General features: G+C 68.6%; 14 protein-coding genes. 12 read left to right on the top strand and 2 right to left on the bottom strand.

Translation table 11 applies throughout. The features are described 5' to 3' along the window. The first annotated feature begins 141 nt into the window (after nucleotides 1-141). The 6 genes from typA (at nucleotide 142) to ACIHCM_RS24320 (ending at nucleotide 8657) form a co-directional block, all read left to right on the top strand. Entirely contained in the window at nucleotides 142-2049 is a 1908-nt protein-coding gene (typA, locus tag ACIHCM_RS24345) for a translational GTPase TypA (protein ID WP_399899398.1), read from the top strand. A 379-nt stretch (nucleotides 2050-2428) separates the two neighbouring features. After that, the gene (locus tag ACIHCM_RS24340) at nucleotides 2429-3475 is read left to right on the top strand and encodes an ABC transporter permease (protein WP_399899395.1); all 1047 of its coding nucleotides are present in this window, start codon (nucleotides 2429-2431) and stop codon (nucleotides 3473-3475) included. Nucleotides 3476-3576: 101 nt separating this feature from the next. After that, nucleotides 3577-5370 (top strand): ABC transporter substrate-binding protein, encoded by a 1794-nt coding sequence (locus tag ACIHCM_RS24335; protein ID WP_399899392.1) that lies wholly within the window; start codon nucleotides 3577-3579, stop codon nucleotides 5368-5370. A 99-nt stretch (nucleotides 5371-5469) separates the two neighbouring features. Then, a complete protein-coding gene (locus ACIHCM_RS24330; RefSeq protein ID WP_399899389.1) occupies nucleotides 5470-6447 on the top strand; it encodes an ABC transporter permease in 978 nt (325 codons plus the stop codon). Between the two features lie 15 nt (nucleotides 6448-6462). Further along, on the top strand, nucleotides 6463-7524 hold the full coding sequence (locus ACIHCM_RS24325; protein WP_399899386.1) for an ABC transporter ATP-binding protein: 1062 nt from the start codon (nucleotides 6463-6465) through the stop codon (nucleotides 7522-7524). Nucleotides 7525-7538: 14 nt separating this feature from the next. Continuing rightward, on the top strand, nucleotides 7539-8657 hold the full coding sequence (locus ACIHCM_RS24320; RefSeq protein ID WP_399899383.1) for an ABC transporter ATP-binding protein: 1119 nt from the start codon (nucleotides 7539-7541) through the stop codon (nucleotides 8655-8657). 88 nt (nucleotides 8658-8745) lie between these two features. On the opposite strand, the gene ACIHCM_RS24315 is transcribed toward ACIHCM_RS24320, so the two are convergent. Then, entirely contained in the window at nucleotides 8746-9366 is a 621-nt protein-coding gene (locus tag ACIHCM_RS24315) for a class I SAM-dependent methyltransferase (protein WP_399899380.1), read from the bottom strand. 408 nt (nucleotides 9367-9774) lie between these two features. Here ACIHCM_RS24315 and ACIHCM_RS24310 point away from each other — a divergent pair, with 408 nt between their 5' ends. The 5 genes from ACIHCM_RS24310 to ACIHCM_RS24290 are packed head-to-tail and all read left to right on the top strand — an operon-like array spanning nucleotide 9775 to nucleotide 15326. Then, nucleotides 9775-11400, top strand: a complete 1626-nt coding sequence (locus ACIHCM_RS24310) for an ABC transporter substrate-binding protein (protein WP_399899378.1) — start codon at nucleotides 9775-9777, stop codon at nucleotides 11398-11400. A gap of 9 nt (nucleotides 11401-11409) precedes the next feature. Further along, nucleotides 11410-12333, top strand: a complete 924-nt coding sequence (locus ACIHCM_RS24305) for an ABC transporter permease (RefSeq protein WP_399899375.1) — start codon at nucleotides 11410-11412, stop codon at nucleotides 12331-12333. Beyond that, nucleotides 12326-13312: an ABC transporter permease gene (locus ACIHCM_RS24300; protein WP_399899372.1), complete on the top strand. Its 987-nt coding sequence runs from the start codon at nucleotides 12326-12328 to the stop codon at nucleotides 13310-13312. Before ACIHCM_RS24305 ends, ACIHCM_RS24300 begins: the two co-directional genes overlap by 8 nt. A gap of 9 nt (nucleotides 13313-13321) precedes the next feature. Then, a complete protein-coding gene (locus ACIHCM_RS24295; protein ID WP_399899370.1) occupies nucleotides 13322-14296 on the top strand; it encodes an ABC transporter ATP-binding protein in 975 nt (324 codons plus the stop codon). Continuing rightward, entirely contained in the window at nucleotides 14289-15326 is a 1038-nt protein-coding gene (locus ACIHCM_RS24290; RefSeq protein ID WP_399899367.1) for an ABC transporter ATP-binding protein, read from the top strand. Before ACIHCM_RS24295 ends, ACIHCM_RS24290 begins: the two co-directional genes overlap by 8 nt. Before the next feature lie 121 nt (nucleotides 15327-15447). Here ACIHCM_RS24290 and ACIHCM_RS24285 read toward each other — a convergent pair whose 3' ends face one another. After that, nucleotides 15448-17568, bottom strand: a complete 2121-nt coding sequence (locus ACIHCM_RS24285; protein ID WP_399899365.1) for a prolyl oligopeptidase family serine peptidase — start codon at nucleotides 17566-17568, stop codon at nucleotides 15448-15450. 178 nt (nucleotides 17569-17746) lie between these two features. On the opposite strand from ACIHCM_RS24285, the gene ACIHCM_RS24280 reads away from it, so the two are divergent. Continuing rightward, nucleotides 17747-17941, top strand: a complete 195-nt coding sequence (locus ACIHCM_RS24280) for a hypothetical protein (protein ID WP_019755516.1) — start codon at nucleotides 17747-17749, stop codon at nucleotides 17939-17941. Nucleotides 17942-17970: the final 29 nt, after the last annotated feature.

Genomic DNA, 17970 nt, shown 5'->3' with positions numbered 1-17970 from the left:
CTGCACCGACGTATCCCCGCAAGCCCCACTCACCGCAGCCCCGTACGATGGGGTGAGGCCGTGGCGTGTCAAGCCCGGCAGGGCGCGCGTAACACAGTCCTACGCGCAGCCGTCCTCACCATCCCGGGAGTACGCCGCAATATGGCCACGCGCCACGACATCCGCAACGTCGCCATCGTCGCCCACGTCGACCACGGCAAGACGACCATCGTCGACGCCATGCTCAAGCAGGCCGGTGCCTTCGCCGCGCACCAGCTCGACTCCGTCGACGACCGCATGATGGACTCGAACGACCTGGAGCGTGAGAAGGGCATCACGATCCTCGCCAAGAACACCGCGGTGAAGTACCACCCGAAGGACGGCGGGGACCCGATCACGATCAACATCATCGACACCCCCGGCCACGCCGACTTCGGCGGCGAGGTCGAGCGCGGCCTCTCCATGGTCGACGGTGTCGTGCTGCTCGTCGACGCCTCCGAGGGCCCGCTTCCGCAGACCCGCTTCGTGCTGCGCAAGGCGCTTCAGGCCCGGCTCCCCGTCATCCTGTGCATCAACAAGACGGACCGGCCCGACGCCCGCATCGACGAGGTCGTCAACGAGACCTACGACCTCTTCCTCGACCTGGACGCGGACGAGGAGCAGATCGAGTTCCCGATCGTCTACGCCTGCGGCCGCGACGGCATCGCCTCGCTGACCAAGCCGGACAACGGCACGGTCCCGGCCGACTCGACCAGCCTCCAGCCGTTCTTCTCCGCGATCCTGGAGCACATCCCGGCGCCGACGTACGACGAGGCCGCCCCGCTCCAGGCCCACGTCACCAACCTGGACGCCGACAACTTCCTCGGCCGTATCGCGCTGCTGCGTGTCGAGCAGGGCGAGCTGCGCAAGGGGCAGACGGTCGCGTGGATGAAGCGCGACGGGTCCGTCGGCAACGTCCGCATCTCCGAGCTGATGATGACCGAGGCGCTCACCCGCAAGCCGGCCGAGAAGGCGGGCCCCGGTGACATCTGTGCCGTCGCCGGTATCCCGGACATCATGATCGGCGAGACCCTGGCCGACCCCGAGAACCCGGTCGCGCTGCCCCTGATCACGGTCGACGAGCCCGCGATCTCGATGGTCATCGGCACCAACACCTCCCCGCTGGTCGGCCGTGGCGCCACCGGCAAGGGCGCCGACAACAAGGCGGCCGTCAAGGACCGCAAGGTCACCGCACGCCAGGTGAAGGACCGTCTGGACCGCGAGCTGATCGGTAACGTCAGCCTCCGGGTGCTGGACACCGACCGGCCGGACGCCTGGGAGGTGCAGGGCCGTGGTGAGCTGGCGCTGGCCATCCTGGTCGAGACGATGCGCCGGGAGGGCTTCGAGCTGACCATCGGCAAGCCCCAGGTCGTCACCAAGGAGGTCGACGGCAAGGTTCACGAGCCGGTCGAGCGCATGACGATCGACGTGCCCGAGGAGCACATGGGTGCCGTCACCCAGCTCATGGGCGTCCGCAAGGGCCGCATGGACAACATGTCCAACCACGGTTCGGGCTGGGTCCGTATGGAGTTCGTGGTCCCGTCCCGCGGTCTGATCGGCTTCCGGACGGAGTTCCTGACCCAGACCCGGGGCACGGGCATCGGTCACTCCATCCACGAGGGCTTCGAGCCGTGGTTCGGCGCCCTGCAGACCCGTAACAACGGCTCGCTCGTAGCGGACCGCTCCGGCGCCGTCACCGCGTTCGCGATGACGAATCTCCAGGAGCGCGGCGTGCTCTTCGTGGAGCCGGGCACCGAGGTGTACGAGGGCATGATCGTCGGCGAGAACTCCCGCTCCGACGACATGGACGTCAACATCACCAAGGAGAAGAAGCTCACCAACATGCGGTCCTCCACGGCCGATGTGACCGAGTCGATCGTCCCGCCGCGCAAGCTCTCGCTGGAGCAGTCCCTGGAGTTCTGCCGCGACGACGAGTGCGTCGAGGTGACCCCGGAGGCCGTTCGCATTCGCAAGGTCAACCTGGACGCGCGTGAGCGCGCCCGCGCCGCGAGCCGCGCCAAGCACGGCTGACGGCTCTCCAGGGCCCCTCCAAGGACCCGGCTCCCCTCCCTGACGGAGGAGAGCCGGGTCCTTGTGTTGGGCACATTCAGGAGCCCGTCAGCGGGTCTTGAAGCGCTGTTCGCATATCGGTGCTCCGGCGATCAAGTTTCGGACATGTAAACAAAAATCCCTCCCGCTATGTCCGAATCGCCGGGTTGCCGTCTCACCTGTCAAGCGCGCGCAGGTGTCAATCTTTGCAATTTTTGCTCAAAAAATGAGCGGTAGGGAGATCCCTGTGCCTTCCGCCCTTGACGCGCGTTGATGCACTTGGCGAAAGTTCCCCCAAACCACAGAACCTGCCGGTATCTGTGCTGCGCTCAACTCTCCAACCCCCCGGGGGAAGAACAACATGACCAGTCCAACCAAGGCCGAGGGCTCCGGGTCCGCGGTCGCCTTGGACCCAGAGCTCGAAGCGACCTCCGAGGTCGCCAAGGGAGCGAAGACGCTTGAGGGTCGTTCCCCCGGGCAGTTGATGTGGCAGCGCTTCAAGCGTGACCGTACCGGGATGATCTGCGCCGGCGTAGTGATTTTCTACTTCGTCGCCGCTCTCGCGGCGCCGCTGCTGACGTCGATCAGCGGCACCGACCCGTACACGCTGTACGGCCAGGACCCCACCTACGCGGACCGGCCCGTGCTGGACGACTTCGGTCTGCCGCTCGGCTGGTTCGGCGGTGTCTCGGCCGACCACTGGTTCGGTGTCGAGCCGCAGTACGGGCGTGACCTGTTCGCCATGCTGATGTACGGCATGCGTACCTCGCTGTTCATGGCGCTGGGCGTGACCTCGCTGCTGATGGTGACCGGCATCATCATCGGTCTGGTCGGCGGCTACTTCGGCGGCCGTACGGACTACTGGCTGGGCCGGGTCACCGACTTCTTCCTCTCGTTCCCGCAGCAGCTGTTCTTCATCGCCTTCATGCCGGTCGTGACCGCGTTCTTCGTGGACCCCCGGGAGGAGACCCCCACGTACTTCCGGGCGCTGGCGATTCTGATCGTGCTGTGGCTGCTGGGCTGGATGAGCATGGCGCGCATCGTCCGCTCGACGGTGCTGTCGCTGCGTGAGAGGGAGTTCGTGGAGGCCGCCAAGGTCGCGGGCGCGTCCCCGTGGCGGATCGTCCGCAAGGAGATCCTCCCGAACGTCGTCTCCCCGATCCTGATCCAGTTCACGTACCAGCTCCCCAGCACCATCCTCACCATCGCGTTCCTCTCCTTCGCCGGTGTCGGATTCGTCGAGCCGACTCCGGACTGGGGACGACTGTTCGCCGCCGGCGCCAAGTACGCCGAGCAGGACCCGGCGTTCATGTTCTTCCCCGGAGTGGCGCTCGTGATCTTCATCCTGTGCTTCAACCTCCTCGGAGACTCCGTACGGGATGCCTTCGACCCCAAGTCCGGGCGGTAATCGTCCATTGGTGGGGGGTGACTGCCGCCCCCGCGACGGCCTACCAGCCGCGTCAGGCAGTACTCATGGATAACAACCGACAGGTAGGTGCATACACCGCTATGAAGTCGCTCACCTCGCGCAGAGCGCGTGCCATAGTCGTCGCCCTCGCGGCCGGCTCCCTCGCGCTCACCGGGTGCTCCGAGAACAAGGGCACCAGCTCCAACAAGGACTCGAAGAAGGACCAGAAGGAGGCCGCCACCCAGTCGAAGGCGGTCACCTACGCCGACGCGGCGGCCTCGGCCGGCCCGGCCGAAGAGGTCCCCGGCGCCAAGCCCGGCGGCACGATCACCGTCTACCAGGAGTCGGGCCTGTCCCACCTGGACCCGAGCCAGATCTACGTCTCCGACGCCGGCCAGGTCGCCAACCTGCTCTTCCGCGGGCTGACCAACTTCGAGGAGGACGGCAAGGGCGGTGTCTCCGTCGTCGGTGACCTCGCCACCGACTCCGGCAAGTCCACCGACGGCGGCAAGACCTGGACGTTCACGCTGAAGGACGGCGTCAAGGACCAGAACGGCAACGAGATCACCTCGGCCGACGTCCGCCACACCGTCGAGCGCCAGTACGCGGAGTTCATCTTCGACGGCCCGACGTACCTGCAGACCTGGCTGAGCGGCCCGAAGTACCGCGAGGCGCTGCCGGACGGCGGTTACGGCAAGAAGCACCTGCCGGACTCGGTCCTGGAGACCCCGGACGACAAGACCATCGTCTTCCACTTCGACACGCCGCGTCCGGACCTCCCGCAGACGCTGGCCATGCCGGGCTACTCCATCGTTCCGGAGAAGACCGACACGAAGGAGAAGTACGACAAGGCCCCGGTCTCCACCGGCCCGTACAAGATCGCCGAGTACAAGATCGGCAAGGTCCTCAAGCTGGTCAAGAACGACCAGTGGGACCCGAAGACCGACTCCGTCCGGCACCAGTACGTCGACGGCTTCGACTTCCAGTTCGGCGTCACCGAGTCGACCCAGACCAAGCGCCTGATCTCCGACCAGGGCGTCTCCAAGAACGCCATCCAGCTGACCGGCGGCGTCGAGTCCACCCAGATCCAGGACGTCGTCGGCGACCCGGCGGTCAACAAGCGCACGATCAAGGGCTACCAGCCCTACGTCCAGGTGCTGAACTTCAACCTGGACCGGGTCAAGAACAAGGCCGTCCGCGACGCCATCACCTACGCGGTGAACTCCAAGTCGCTGATCGCCGGTGAGGGCGGCGCCTACGGTGGCGACGTGGCCCCGAACCTGTTCGCCCCGACCCTGCCGGGCTACGAGGCGGACTACGACCCGTACGGCCGTCTGAAGACGCCGCAGGGCAACCTCGCGAAGGCCGAGGAGCTCCTGAAGGACGTCCCGGCCGCCGAGAAGAAGCTCGTGTTCGCCTACAACAACAGCGAGCAGGGCCAGAAGCGCAAGGTCGCCGTCGAGGACGCGCTGACCAAGGTCGGCTTCGACATCGTGGCCAAGGAGGTCGACTCCGCGAGCTACTACGAGCAGATCGGCAAGGTCGACAACCCGTACGACATCTACATCTCCGGCTGGGGCCAGGACTGGCCGTCCCCGGCCACGGTCGTGACGCCGGTCTACGACGGTGACCAGATCGCCGAGGGTTCGCCGAACTACTCGCACATCAACGACCCCAAGGTCCAGGAGCTGATCAAGAAGGCTCTGACCCAGGAGCCGACCGAGGCCGCCAAGACCTGGATCGAGGCGCACCACTACATCCTCGAGAAGGTCAACCCGGCTGCTCCGCTGTGGTACACCAAGCAGTTCCAGCTCTACGGCTCGAACATCGGCGGTGCCCGCTACAGCACCGAGTCCAGCTACATCGACGTCACCCGACTGTTCCTGAAGTCGTAACTCTCTACGGCTGATCGCGGGGGTGCGCACCAGGCGGAGCGCGCCCCCGCGGTTCCACGCAAACCTCCCACCGTCTCCGCAGAGAGCAGCCTTCCCGCCATGCTTCAGTTCATCATCCGGCGCACGGTCGGTGCCGTCGTCACCCTGTTCCTCATCGGGGCCGCAACCTTCTTCCTCTTCGTCGCGGCGCCGTCCGACTACGCCTCACTGGCCTGTGGCAGGGACTGCTCGCCCGAGAGACTCGAGGCCATCCGGCACGCGCTCGGCCTCAACCTGCCGGTCACCACGCAGTTCTGGGACTTCATGTCCGGCATCGTCGTCGGCCGTGACTTCCCCGACGGTCATTGCCCGGCCCCGTGCCTCGGCCAGTCGTTCTACTCGGGCGACCTGGTCTGGGACACGATCATGGACCGCTTCCCGCTGACCATCTCGCTGACCGTCGGCGCCATGGTCGTCTTCCTCACCATCGGCATCGGCGCGGGCATGCTGGCCGCCTACCGCCGGGGATCCGCGGCGGACAAGATCGCCACCGGCACGTCCATGGTCCTCAGCTCGATGCAGATCTACTTCCTCGGCCCGATCGTGCTGCTGATCTTCGTGTACAGCACCGGCTGGGTGGAGGACCCCAAGTACGTGCCGTTCACCGAGGATCCGTTCGGCTGGCTGGCCGGCCTGTGGATCCCGATGGCCGTGATGGCCACGATCTTCACGGCGCAGTACACCCGTATGGCGCGCGCCTCACTGATCGAGCAACTCGCCGAGGAACACGTCCGCACGGCCCGCGCCAAGGGCATGCCGAAGCGGTACGTCTTCTTCCGCTACGCCTGGCGCGGTTCGCTCATCCCGATCGTCACCGTCCTCGGCATCGACATCAGCTCCCTGCTCGGCGGCGGCGTCGTCACCGAGCTGACCTTCTCGCTCCAGGGCATCGGCCGCCTCGCGGTCGACGGCGCGGTCACCAAGGACCTCCCGCTGACGATGGGCGTCATGCTGGTCGGCGCCTTCGTCATCCTGATCCTGAACATCCTCGTCGACATCGTGTACGCCTGGATCGACCCGCGCGTCCGTCTCTCCTAGGAAGAACGAACCACCGTGACCACACTGACCAAGACCGAGGACGCCCCGGCCCCGACCGGGCCTGAGAGCTTCCTCTCGGTCCGTGACCTGCGGGTGCAGTTCTCCACCGAGGACGGCATCGTCAAGGCGGTCGACGGACTGTCCTTCGATGTCGAGCGCGGCAAGACCCTGGGCATCGTCGGCGAGTCCGGCTCCGGCAAGTCCGTCACCAACCTGACGATCCTGGGCCTGCACAGCCCGCGGACCACCACCGTCGACGGCGAGATCGTCCTCGACGGCAAGGAACTCGTCACCGCCGGTGAGAAGGAGCTGGAGCGGCTCCGCGGCAACAAGATGGCGATGATCTTCCAGGACCCGCTGACCGCTCTCTCCCCGTACTACACGGTGGGCCGGCAGCTGTCCGAGCCGTACATGAAGCACACCGGGGCCTCCAAGAAGGAGGCCAAGGCCCGCGCGATCCAGATGCTGGAGAAGGTCGGCATCCCGCAGCCCAAGGTGCGCTTCGACGACTACCCGCACCAGTTCTCCGGCGGTATGCGCCAGCGCGCGATGATCGCCATGGCACTGATGTGCGACCCCGACCTGCTGATCGCCGACGAGCCGACCACCGCGCTCGACGTGACCGTGCAGGCGCAGATCCTGGACCTGCTCAAGGATCTCCAGCAGGAGTTCGGCTCCGCGATCATCTTCATCACCCACGACCTCGGGGTCATCTCGCAGATGGCCGACGACCTGCTGGTGATGTACGCGGGCCGGGCCGTGGAGCGGGGCAGCGTCAAGGAGGTGCTGCGCACTCCCAAGCACCCGTACACCTGGGGCCTGCTCAGCTCCATGCCGCGACTGGACGGCGACATCCAGCAGGAGCTGACGCCGATCCCGGGCTCCCCGCCCTCGCTGCTCAACCCGCCGTCGGGCTGCCCCTTCCACCCGCGCTGTGCCTTCAAGGACCGGGTGTCGGGCACCCTCTGCACCGACGCACGGCCGCCGCTGGGCGAGGGCCGCGCCGCGGCGTGCCACCTGACGGCCGAGCAGAAGCAGACCATCTTCATCGACGAGATCCAGCCCCGGCTGCGCTAGGGAGAACCGAGATCATGAGCGAGAACCTCACCCTCCCCGCACAGCAGGGCTCCACGGGCACCGGAAGCGAGACGCTGCTCGAGGTCAAGGGCCTGACCAAACACTTCCCGATATACGGCGGCTTTCCGATCAAACGGAAGGTCGGCGCGGTGCAGGCCGTCGACGGCGTCGACCTGACCGTCGGCGTCGGCGAGAGCGTCGGCCTGGTCGGCGAGTCCGGTTGCGGCAAGTCGACGACCGGCCGGCTGATCACCCGGCTCCTGGAGCCGACGTCCGGCCAGATCACGTACGCGGGCCAGGACATCACGCACGCCTCCCGGCGGCAGCTCGCGCCGGTGCGGTCCGAGATCCAGATGATCTTCCAGGACCCGTACTCCTCGCTGAACCCGCGGCAGACCGTCGGCACGATCATCAAGTCGCCGATGGAGGTCAACGGGATCAACCCGGCGGGCGGCCGGGAGAAGAAGGTCCGTGAGCTGCTGGAGCTCGTCGGCCTCAACCCGGAGCACTACAACCGCTTCCCGCACGAGTTCTCCGGTGGCCAGCGCCAGCGCATCGGCGTGGCCCGCGCGCTGGCCCTGAACCCGAAGCTGATCGTCGCCGACGAGCCGGTCTCCGCGCTCGACGTGTCGATCCAGGCGCAGGTGGTGAACCTGCTGCAGAAGGTGCAGCAGGAGCTGGGCATCGCCTTCATGTTCATCGCCCATGACCTGGCCATCGTGCGGCACTTCTCGCAGCGCGTGGCGGTCATGTACCTCGGCAAGGTGGTCGAGGTCGGCGACCGGGACTCGATCTACAACCGGCCGCGGCACCCCTACACCCACGCCCTGCTGTCGGCCGTGCCCGAGGTGGCCATGGACGACGAGACCGAGCAGCGCGAGCGCATCCGCCTCGCCGGCGACGTGCCGTCGCCGATCCACCCGCCGTCCGGCTGCCGCTTCCGTACCCGCTGCTGGAAGGCGCAGGACAAGTGCGCCACGGAGGAGCCGCCGCTGGTGCAGCTCTCCGGCAACCGCGACGGTCACCTGACGGCCTGCCACTTCCCGGAGGAGCCGACGACGGAGGCCCGCGACGAGGACGTCGTCCTGGACCCGGCGCTGAAGGCGCTGGAGGAGGCCCAGGACACGGACTGAAACCGCGACGAGGCCCCCGGGAACCGAGCTCCGGTTCCCGGGGGCCTCGTCGCGTCGTCGGCCCCGTCCGGCAGACGGGGGCCGGTGCCTAGCCTGCCCGCCCGGCGCAGCTGATGATCTCCGGGCTGGAGGGCGTGAACGGCTGCCGGGACCAGTCTCCGTACCGCTGCCGTACGACGAGCCCCGCCTCGTCGAGGAACCGGTCCAGCGCGCTGACGCCGAGGAACCTGACGGTGCTGTGGCTGATCCGCGGCATGTCCCAGCGCGGGCCGTCGAAGGTCTCGGTGAACGACACCCGCTCGCCCCGGACCGGTGTCGCCGCCTCGTGCCACACCCGCACCAGGTCCCCGTCCGGGCCGCGCACCTCCCGGACCCGTTCCGGGGTCCAGGTCTCCCAGGCGCGGGCGGCCGGATTGCGGGTGTCGAAGACGAACTCCCCGTCCGGCCGCAGGCCCTCGCGCACCGCGGCGAGCGCGAGCCGCAGGTCCTCGTCGCCGAGCAGCTCCTGGAACGCGTGCCCGGTCATCACGACCAGGTCGAACTCCTCCCGCCACGCCGTGCAGCGCAGGTCCCCGAGCACCCACTCCACCTCGCGGGTCCCCTCGCGGCCCTGTACGAGCATGGCGGCGGCGGGGTCGAGCCCGGTCAGCCGCCCCTGGTGCCCGGCCTGCCGGGCCCGCCGCAACAGCCGTCCGGTACCGCAGCCCACTCGAGCACGGAATCGGCGGACATCACCAGATCGAGGAAGAAGTCGTCACCCGGACCCCATGGATTCAGCGCGTCGTACAGCCCGGCGAGGGAGGCATCACCGAAGGAACGATCAACCATCCGGGCAGTGTGCCTGCTGTACGGCAGGTCAGTACAGGAATCGGGGATTTACGCCGGGAGAACGGAAGCCGCGCTGCGGCCGGCCTTCCCGGCCGGCCCGTGCCACCCCACCCGCACCACCGGGCGCGCCGGCCTCACGCCACCCGTGCGCACCCGCTAGCCCAAAGGGCCGCCCTCATGTGCATTACCTGACGTATGCGTCGATATTGGCTGATAGCGGGTCAGGATATTGGTCGACAACGGGTCAGCGTCCCGGCGCTGGCGGCAGCCGATCCCGAGGAGGCACCCCATGCGTGGAGCACGGCACGCCCGATGGGCCGCGTGTGCGGCGGCGCTCGCCCTCGTGGGCACCGCCTGCGGCGGAGGCGGTGGCAGTGGTGACGGCGGTGCGGTGCTCAGCTCCTCCTGGGGTGACCCGCAGAACCCGCTCGAACCCGCCAACACCAACGAGGTGCAGGGCGGCAAGGTCCTCGACATGATCTTCCGCGGGCTGAAGAGGTACGACCCGGTGAGCGGCAAGGCCGAGGACATGCTCGCCCAGAGCATCGAGACCACCGACTCACGGAACTTCACCGTCACCGTCAAGGACGGCTGGACCTTCAGCAACGGCGAGAAGGTCACCGCCCGCTCCTTCGTCGACGCCTGGAACTACGGCGCGAGCCTGAGGAACAACCAGCGCAACGCCTATTTCTTCAGCTACATCGACGGCTACGACAAGACGCACCCCGAGGGCGGCGGCGAGCAGAGCGCCGACACCCTGTCCGGTCTGAAGGTGACCGGTGAGCGCACCTTCACCGTACGGCTGCGCCAGAAGTTCTCCAGCTTCCCCGACACCCTCGGCTACGCCGCCTTCGCCCCGTTGCCGCGGGCCTTCTTCGACGACCACGACGCGTGGCTGAGCAGGCCCGTCGGCAACGGCCCCTACGCCGTCGACGCGTACGTCAAGGGCTCGCAGATGTCGCTGCGCGCCTGGGACGGCTACCCGGGCCCCGACAAGGCGCAGAACGACGGAGTCGACCTCAAGGTGTACACCGACAACAACACCGCCTACACCGACCTCATGGCCGGCAATCTCGACCTGGTCGACGACGTCCCCGCGGCGCAGCTGAAGAACGTCAAACAGGACCTCGGGGACCGCTACCTCAACACCCCGGCCGGCATCCTGCAGACCCTCGCCTTCCCCTACTACGACAAGAACTGGAACAAGTCCGGCATGGACAAGGTCCGCAAGGGCCTGTCCCGGGCGATCGACCGCGAGCAGATCACCGAGACCATCTTCCGCAGGACCCGCACCCCGGCCACCGACTGGACCTCACCGGTCCTCGGCGCGGACGGCGGCTACAAGGCGGGCCTGTGCGGCGAGTGGTGCGAGTACGACCCCGCCGCGGCCCGGAAACTGATCGAGGAGGGCGGCGGGCTGCCGGGCGGCCAGGTGAAGATCACGGTCAACGCGGACACCGGCTCGCACAAGCAGTGGGTGGACGCCGTCTGCAACTCCATCAACAACGCCCTCGACAACGACCGCGCCTGCGTCAGCAACCCGGTCGGCACCTTCGCCGACTTCCGTGGCCGGATCACCGACAAGGAGATGACGGGCCCGTTCCGCGCCGGCTGGCAGATGGACTACCCGCTGATCCAGAACTTCCTCCAGCCGCTCTACTACACCGACGCCTCCTCCAACGACGGCAAGTGGTCCAACGAGGAGTTCGACGAACTGGTCGACCGGGCCAACGCCGAGACCGACGCCGCCAAGGCGGTGCAGACCTTCCAGCAGGCCGAGGAGGTCGTCCGGGACGACATGGCCGCCATCCCGCTCTGGTACCAGAACGGCAGCGCCGGCTACTCGCAGCGGCTGTCCGGCGTGAAGCTCAACCCGTTCTCCGTCCCGGTCTACGACGAGATCAAGGTCAGCTGAGGCGGCGCCATGGGACGGTACGTCGTCCGGCGGCTGCTGCAGATGATCCCGGTCTTCTTCGGGGCCACTCTGCTGATCTTCCTGATGGTCAATGTGATGGGCGATCCGATCGCCGGCCTGTGCGGCGAACGCGAGTGCGACCCGGCGACGGCCGCGCAGCTCAGGAAGGAATTCGGCCTCGACAAGCCGGTCTGGCAGCAATACCTGACCTACATGGGCAACGTCTTCACCGGAGACTTCGGCACCGCCTTCAACGGCCAGCCGGTCACCGAGCTGATGGGCAGCGCCTTCCCCGTCACCATCCGGCTGACCGTCGTGGCGATCCTCTTCGAGATCGTCATCGGCATCACCCTGGGTGTGGTCACCGGCCTGCGCCGCGGCCGCCCCGTCGACACCGGCGTCCTGCTGGCCACGCTGGTGGTCATCTCCGTCCCCACCTTCGTCACCGGCCTGCTCCTGCAACTGCTGTTCGGCGTCGAGTGGGGCTGGATCCGGCCGTCGGTCTCCCCCGAGGCCCCCTTCGGTGAACTGCTCCTGCCCGGGCTGGTGCTCGCCTCCGTCTCCCTGGCCTACGTCACCCGCCTGACCCGCACCTCCATCGCGGAGAACCGCCGCTCCGACTACGTCCGCACCGCCGTGGCCAAGGGCCTGCCCAGGCGCCGGGTCATCACCCACCACCTGATGCGCAACTCCCTCATCCCCGTGGTCACCTTCATCGGCACCGACATCGGCGCCCTGATGGGCGGCGCCATCGTCACCGAGCGCATCTTCAACATCCACGGCGTCGGCTACCAGCTCTACCAGGGCATCCTGCGCCAGAACACCCAGACCGTCGTCGGCTTCGTGACCGTCCTGGTCCTGGTCTTCCTGCTCGCCAACCTCCTCGTCGACCTCCTCTACGCCGTACTCGACCCGAGGATCCGCTATGTCTGACGCCCAGGACACCGGCGCACCCACGGGCGCCGTCGCCGGCACCGGCATGGGCGGTGGGATGGACCTCGCCGCCGACGAGGCGCGGACGCTGGAGCGCGTGCCCGGCGGCCCGGACGGCGGCGGCCCCTCCGGCAAGCCCCGCTCCCTGTGGTCCGACGCCTGGCACGACCTGCGCCGCAACCCGGTCTTCCTGGTGTCGGCCCTGGTGATCCTCTTCCTGGTCTTCATCTCGCTGTGGCCGTCCGCGATCGCCTCCGGCAGCCCCTTGCGCTGCGACCTCGCCAAGGCACAGGAAGGATCCCAGCCCGGCGCCCCCTTCGGCTACGACGGACAGGGCTGCAACGTCTACACCCGCACGGTCTACGGCGCCCGTACGTCCGTCGCGGTCGGCGTCTGCGCCACCCTCGGGGTCGCGATCCTCGGGAGTGTCCTCGGGGGGCTCGCCGGCTTCTTCGGTGGCCTCAGCGACTCGCTCCTGTCCCGGCTCACCGACGTCTTCTTCGCCATCCCGGTCGTCCTCGGCGGCCTGGTCCTGCTGTCCGTGGTGACCAGCAACACCATCTGGCCGGTCATCGGGTTCATGGTGCTGCTCGGCTGGCCGCAGATCTCCCGGATCGCGCGGGGCGCGGTCATCACCGCCAAACAGCACGACTACGTGCAGGCCGCCCGTTCCCTCGGCGCCTCCCACACCCGGCTGCTGCTGCGGCACATCGCGCCCAACGCCGTCGCACCGGTGATCGTCGTGGCGACCATCGCGCTCGGCACCTACATCGCGCTGGAGGCCACCTTGTCGTACCTCGGCGTCGGCCTGAAGCCGCCCAGTGTCTCCTGGGGCATCGACATCTCCGCCGCCTCGCCCTACATCCGCAACGCCCCGCACGCCCTGCTCTGGCCCTCCGGGGCGCTCGCGGTCACCGTGCTGGCGTTCATCATGCTCGGCGACGCGGTGCGCGACGCCCTCGACCCCAAGCTGAGGTGAGGAGCCGGCATGCTGCTCGACGTACGTGATCTGCACGTGGAGTTCCGGACCCGGGACGGGGTCGCCAAGGCCGTCAACGGCGTCAGCTACAGCGTGGACGCGGGCGAGACGCTCGCGGTGCTCGGGGAGTCGGGCTCGGGCAAGTCCGTCACCGCGCAGGCCGTGATGGGCATCCTCGACATGCCGCCGGGGCGGATCACCGGCGGCGAGGTCCTCTTCCAGGGCCGGGACCTGCTCACGCTGAAGGAGGAGGAGCGGCGCAAGGTGCGCGGCGCCGGGATCGCGATGATCTTCCAGGACGCGCTGTCCTCGCTCAACCCCGTGCTGACGGTGGGCGACCAGCTCGGCGAGATGTTCGTCGTGCACCGGGGCATGTCCAGGAAGGACGCGCGGGCCAGGGCGGTCGAGCTGATGGACCGGGTGCGCATCCCGGGCGCGAAGGAGCGGGTGAGGCAGTATCCGCACCAGTTCTCCGGAGGGATGCGCCAGCGCATCATGATCGCGATGGCGCTGGCCCTGGAACCGGCCCTGATCATCGCCGACGAGCCCACCACCGCCCTCGACGTCACCGTCCAGGCCCAGGTCATGGAGCTGCTCGCGGAGTTGCGGCGCGAGCTGGACATGGGCCTGATCCTGATCACCCACGACCTGGGCGTGGTCGCCGACGTGGCCGACCGGATCGCGGTGATGTACGCGGGCCGGATCGTGGAGTCGGCGCCGGTGCACGACATCTACAAGGCGCCGGCGCACCCGTACACACGTGGCCTTCTGGACTCCATCCCGCGCCTGGACCGCAAGGGCCAGGAGCTCTACGCCATCAAGGGCCTGCCGCCGAGCCTGCTGAACATCCCGCCGGGCTGCGCCTTCCACCCGCGCTGCCCGATGGCCCGGGACGTGTGCCGCACGGACCTTCCCCCGCTGTACGAGGTGTCCGCGGAGCGGGGGAGTGCCTGCCACTTCTGGAGGGAGTGTCTGCATGGCTGAGCCGATTCTCCAAGTCAGCGGACTCGTCAAGCACTACCCGCTCACCACGGGCATCCTCTTCAGAAAGCACGTCGGCTCGGTGAAGGCCGTCGACGGCGTCGACTTCACGCTCGACCGGGGCGAGACCCTCGGCATCGTCGGGGAGTCCGGCTGCGGCAAGTCGACGGTCGCGAAGATGCTGGTGAACCTGGAGCGGCCGACGGCCGGGGAGATCCGCTACAAGGGCGAGGACATCACCAGGCTGTCCGGCAAGGCGCTGAAGGCCGTCCGGCGCAACATCCAGATGGTGTTCCAGGACCCGTACACCTCGCTCAACCCCCGGATGACAGTGGGCGACATCATCGGGGAGCCGTACGAGATCCACCCCGAGGCGGCCCCGAAGGGCGACCGGCGCGCGCGTGTCCAGGAGCTGCTGGAGGTCGTCGGGCTCAACCCCGAGTACGTCAACCGCTATCCGCACCAGTTCTCCGGCGGCCAGCGCCAGCGCATCGGTATCGCCCGGGGACTGGCGCTGCGTCCCGAGATCATCGTCGCCGACGAACCGGTCTCCGCCCTGGACGTGTCCGTGCAGGCGCAGGTGGTCAACCTGATGGAGCGGCTGCAGGCCGAGTTCGACCTGTCGTACGTCTTCATCGCGCACGACCTGTCCATCGTCCGGCACATCTCGGACCGGGTCGCGGTGATGTACCTCGGCCGGATCGTGGAGACCGGCCGGGACACCGAGATCTACGACCACCCGACGCACCCCTACACCCAGGCCCTGCTCTCCGCCGTCCCCGTGCCCGACCCGGAGGCCCGTGAGCACCGCGAGCGGATCATCCTCGCGGGTGACGTGCCCTCCCCGACGAACATCCCGTCCGGCTGCCGGTTCCGCACCCGCTGCTTCAAAGCGCGGGAGCGCTGCGCCGTGGAGGTCCCGGCGCTGACGGTCCCCGCCGGGTACCGGGTGACCGGCGGGCCCGCCGCCCACCCCTCTGCCTGCCACTTCGCGGAGGAGAAACAGGTCGTGGCACCCGGTGGGACGGGGTAACACGGAGGCAACCCCGGCGACCCGGTTGCGATATACGGACGCGTCACTGTCTTCACGTACGGCCGTGCGGGTGCCGTTGAACGGGCCGGGGTGCGCCATGTCACCCCGGCCCGTCGTCCGTTCACCGGGGCAGGCCGAGCGACCTCTTCAGGAAGTCCACCTGAAGCAGCAGCAGGTTCTCGGCGACCTGTTCCTGCGGCGTCATGTGGGTCACGCCGGACAGCGGAAGCACCTCGTGGGGGCGGCCCGCGGCGAGCAGGGCGGAGGACAGCCGCAGCGCGTGGGCGACCACCACGTTGTCGTCGGCCAGGCCGTGCACGATCATCAGCGGGCGGTGCGGCTCGGCCGGGGCGGACAGCCCGTCGTCGGTGACCAGCGAGCTCTTCGCGTACGCCTGGGGGGCCTCGGCCGGATGGCCGAGGTATCGCTCGGTGTAGTGCGTGTCGTACAGCCGCCAGTCCGTCACCGGCGCGCCGGCGATGCCCGCATGGAAGACATCCGGCCGTCGCAGCACCGCCAGGGCGGCCAGCCAGCCGCCGTAGGACCAGCCGCGGATCGCCACCCGGGTGAGATCCAGCGGATAGGCCTTCGCGAGGTCCTGGAGCGCCTCGATCTGGTCGTCGAGGGAGACGGTGAAGTCGTCCCGGACCGCCTTCTCCCAGGCCGGGGAGCGGCCGGGCGTGCCACGCCCGTCGGCCACGACGACCGCGAAACCCTGGTCGGCGAACCACTGCGAGGTCAGGTGCGCGTTGTGCGCGGCAACCACACGGGGGCCGTGCGGGCCGCCGTAGGGGTCGAGGAGGACCGGAAGGGAAGTGTCTCCCTGGTAGTCCTGCGGCATAAGCACGGCGCACGGAATCCTCCGTGCGCCCCCCACGGTGAGCGTCACGCGCGGCGACATACCGGGATCCTCCGCGTACGACGGGACGGTGGCCGCCTGCTTCCCCCCGCGCAGCACCCGCACCGTGGCGCCCGGCCGGTCCGGCGTCGCCGACACCAGGACGGTCACGTCCCCGGAGCGCACCGCAGCGTGCACGCCCGGATCCTGCGAGAGGCGTTCGACGCCCAGCTCGTTGACGCGATAGACGTGCACCTCACCGGTCTCCGGACCCGCCGCCTCCGCCCCGGCCGACGCCGAGACGAGCACGTCGTCGTCCCCGACGTCGAGCACGGCACGCAGGTGCAACTGCGGTCCCGTCAGCGGGCGTTCACCTACGGCGAGCACTCGCGCGCCGCCCTCGTCGGCGATCCGCACCAGCTGCCCCGAGGGGGACCAGCACGGCACTCCAGGGAAAAGATCAAGCCAAATCGGATCTTCGTCGGCGTGCACCATCCGGGTCGCCCCCGTGTCCGCATCCACGGCCAGGAAGAGCTGGCTGCGCTGGTCACGCGCCTGCACCAGGATCAGCGGCGCGCCCGCCGCTGACCAGTGCACTCGCGCCAGGTACGGATAGCGCGCCCGGTCCCAGGCGACCTCTGTGCGCGTCCCGTCCAGGGCGAACACGAACAGCCGTACGTCCGCGTTCTCCGTCCCGGCAGCCGGATAGGGCACGTGTTGTGGATCACGTTCCGGCTGGGCCGGGTCGGAGATCCACCACCGCCGCACCGGCGCGTCGTCCACCCGGGCCACCAGCAGGCGGTCGGACTCCGGCGCCCACCAGAAACCTCGCGAACGCCCCATTTCCTCGGCCGCGATGAACTCGGCCAGACCGTAGGAAACCGGCTCCGCGTCCGGCTCCGCGAGCGCCCGGTCACCCTCGCCCTCGGCGCCGACCACTCGCAGGGCGCCCCGCGTGACGTACGCGATGTGCCGCCCGTCGGGGGACGGCCGCGGGTCGACGACCGGTCCGGGAACCCTGAGTTCACGCGCCGTCCCGGCCCGCAGCTCGGCCGTGAAGAGCCGCCCTGACAAGGAGAAAGCCGCCAACTCCACGGCGGTGTCGGTGGCGTAGCCGACGATGCCGGCGCCGCCCTCGCGGCTGCGTTCGCGGCGCGCCCGCTCCTCGGGCGGGAGGTCCTCCGCGGCCCCGCCCAGCAGGGCGCGCGGGTCGGCCGCCGGGCGCTCGGCGGAGTCCGCCAGGTCCAGCACCCACAGGGCGTTCGCCCGGTCGGTGCCGGATGGCGAGCGCAGGAACACGACACGAGAACCGTCGGGAGCCACGGTGAACGAACGCGGCGCGCCGAGCGTGAACCGCTGGGTGCGGGCGTGCCGTCGGGGGAAGGAGTCAGGCTCGGTGGTCATGCCCCGACCATATTGGCCATGCGCCCCCTTGTGCGGCCGTGCGCCATTCGATGCGCGCGCACGGATAGTTATGATCACTAGCGCTGCGTGGGTATGAACCTGCTGGCCGCTGTATGGATTTACGAGTTCCCTCGCTCTGTTTTTTCCCCATATTCCGGGTTCTTGGAGGTGAGCCGCCGTGGCACTCTCGATTTCGGCGGTGGTGCTGCTGGCGATCATCGTCTTCCTGCTGATCAAGAAGTCGGGGCTGAAGGCCGGTCATGCCGTGGTGTGCATGCTGCTGGGCTTCTACCTCGCCTCGTCCACCGTGGCGCCCACGATCAGCGAGCTGACCACGAACATCGCGGGGATGATCGGCAGCATCAAGTTCTGAGCCGCCCGGTCTGCTCGTAGGGTGGGTGC

The sequence above is a fragment of the Streptomyces sp. NPDC052023 genome (assembly GCF_044548465.1).
Taxonomy (GTDB): Bacteria; Actinomycetota; Actinomycetes; order Streptomycetales; family Streptomycetaceae; genus Streptomyces.
The sequence above is the reverse complement of the archived record's forward strand: the minus strand, read 5'-3'. Positions and strand labels throughout refer to the sequence as shown.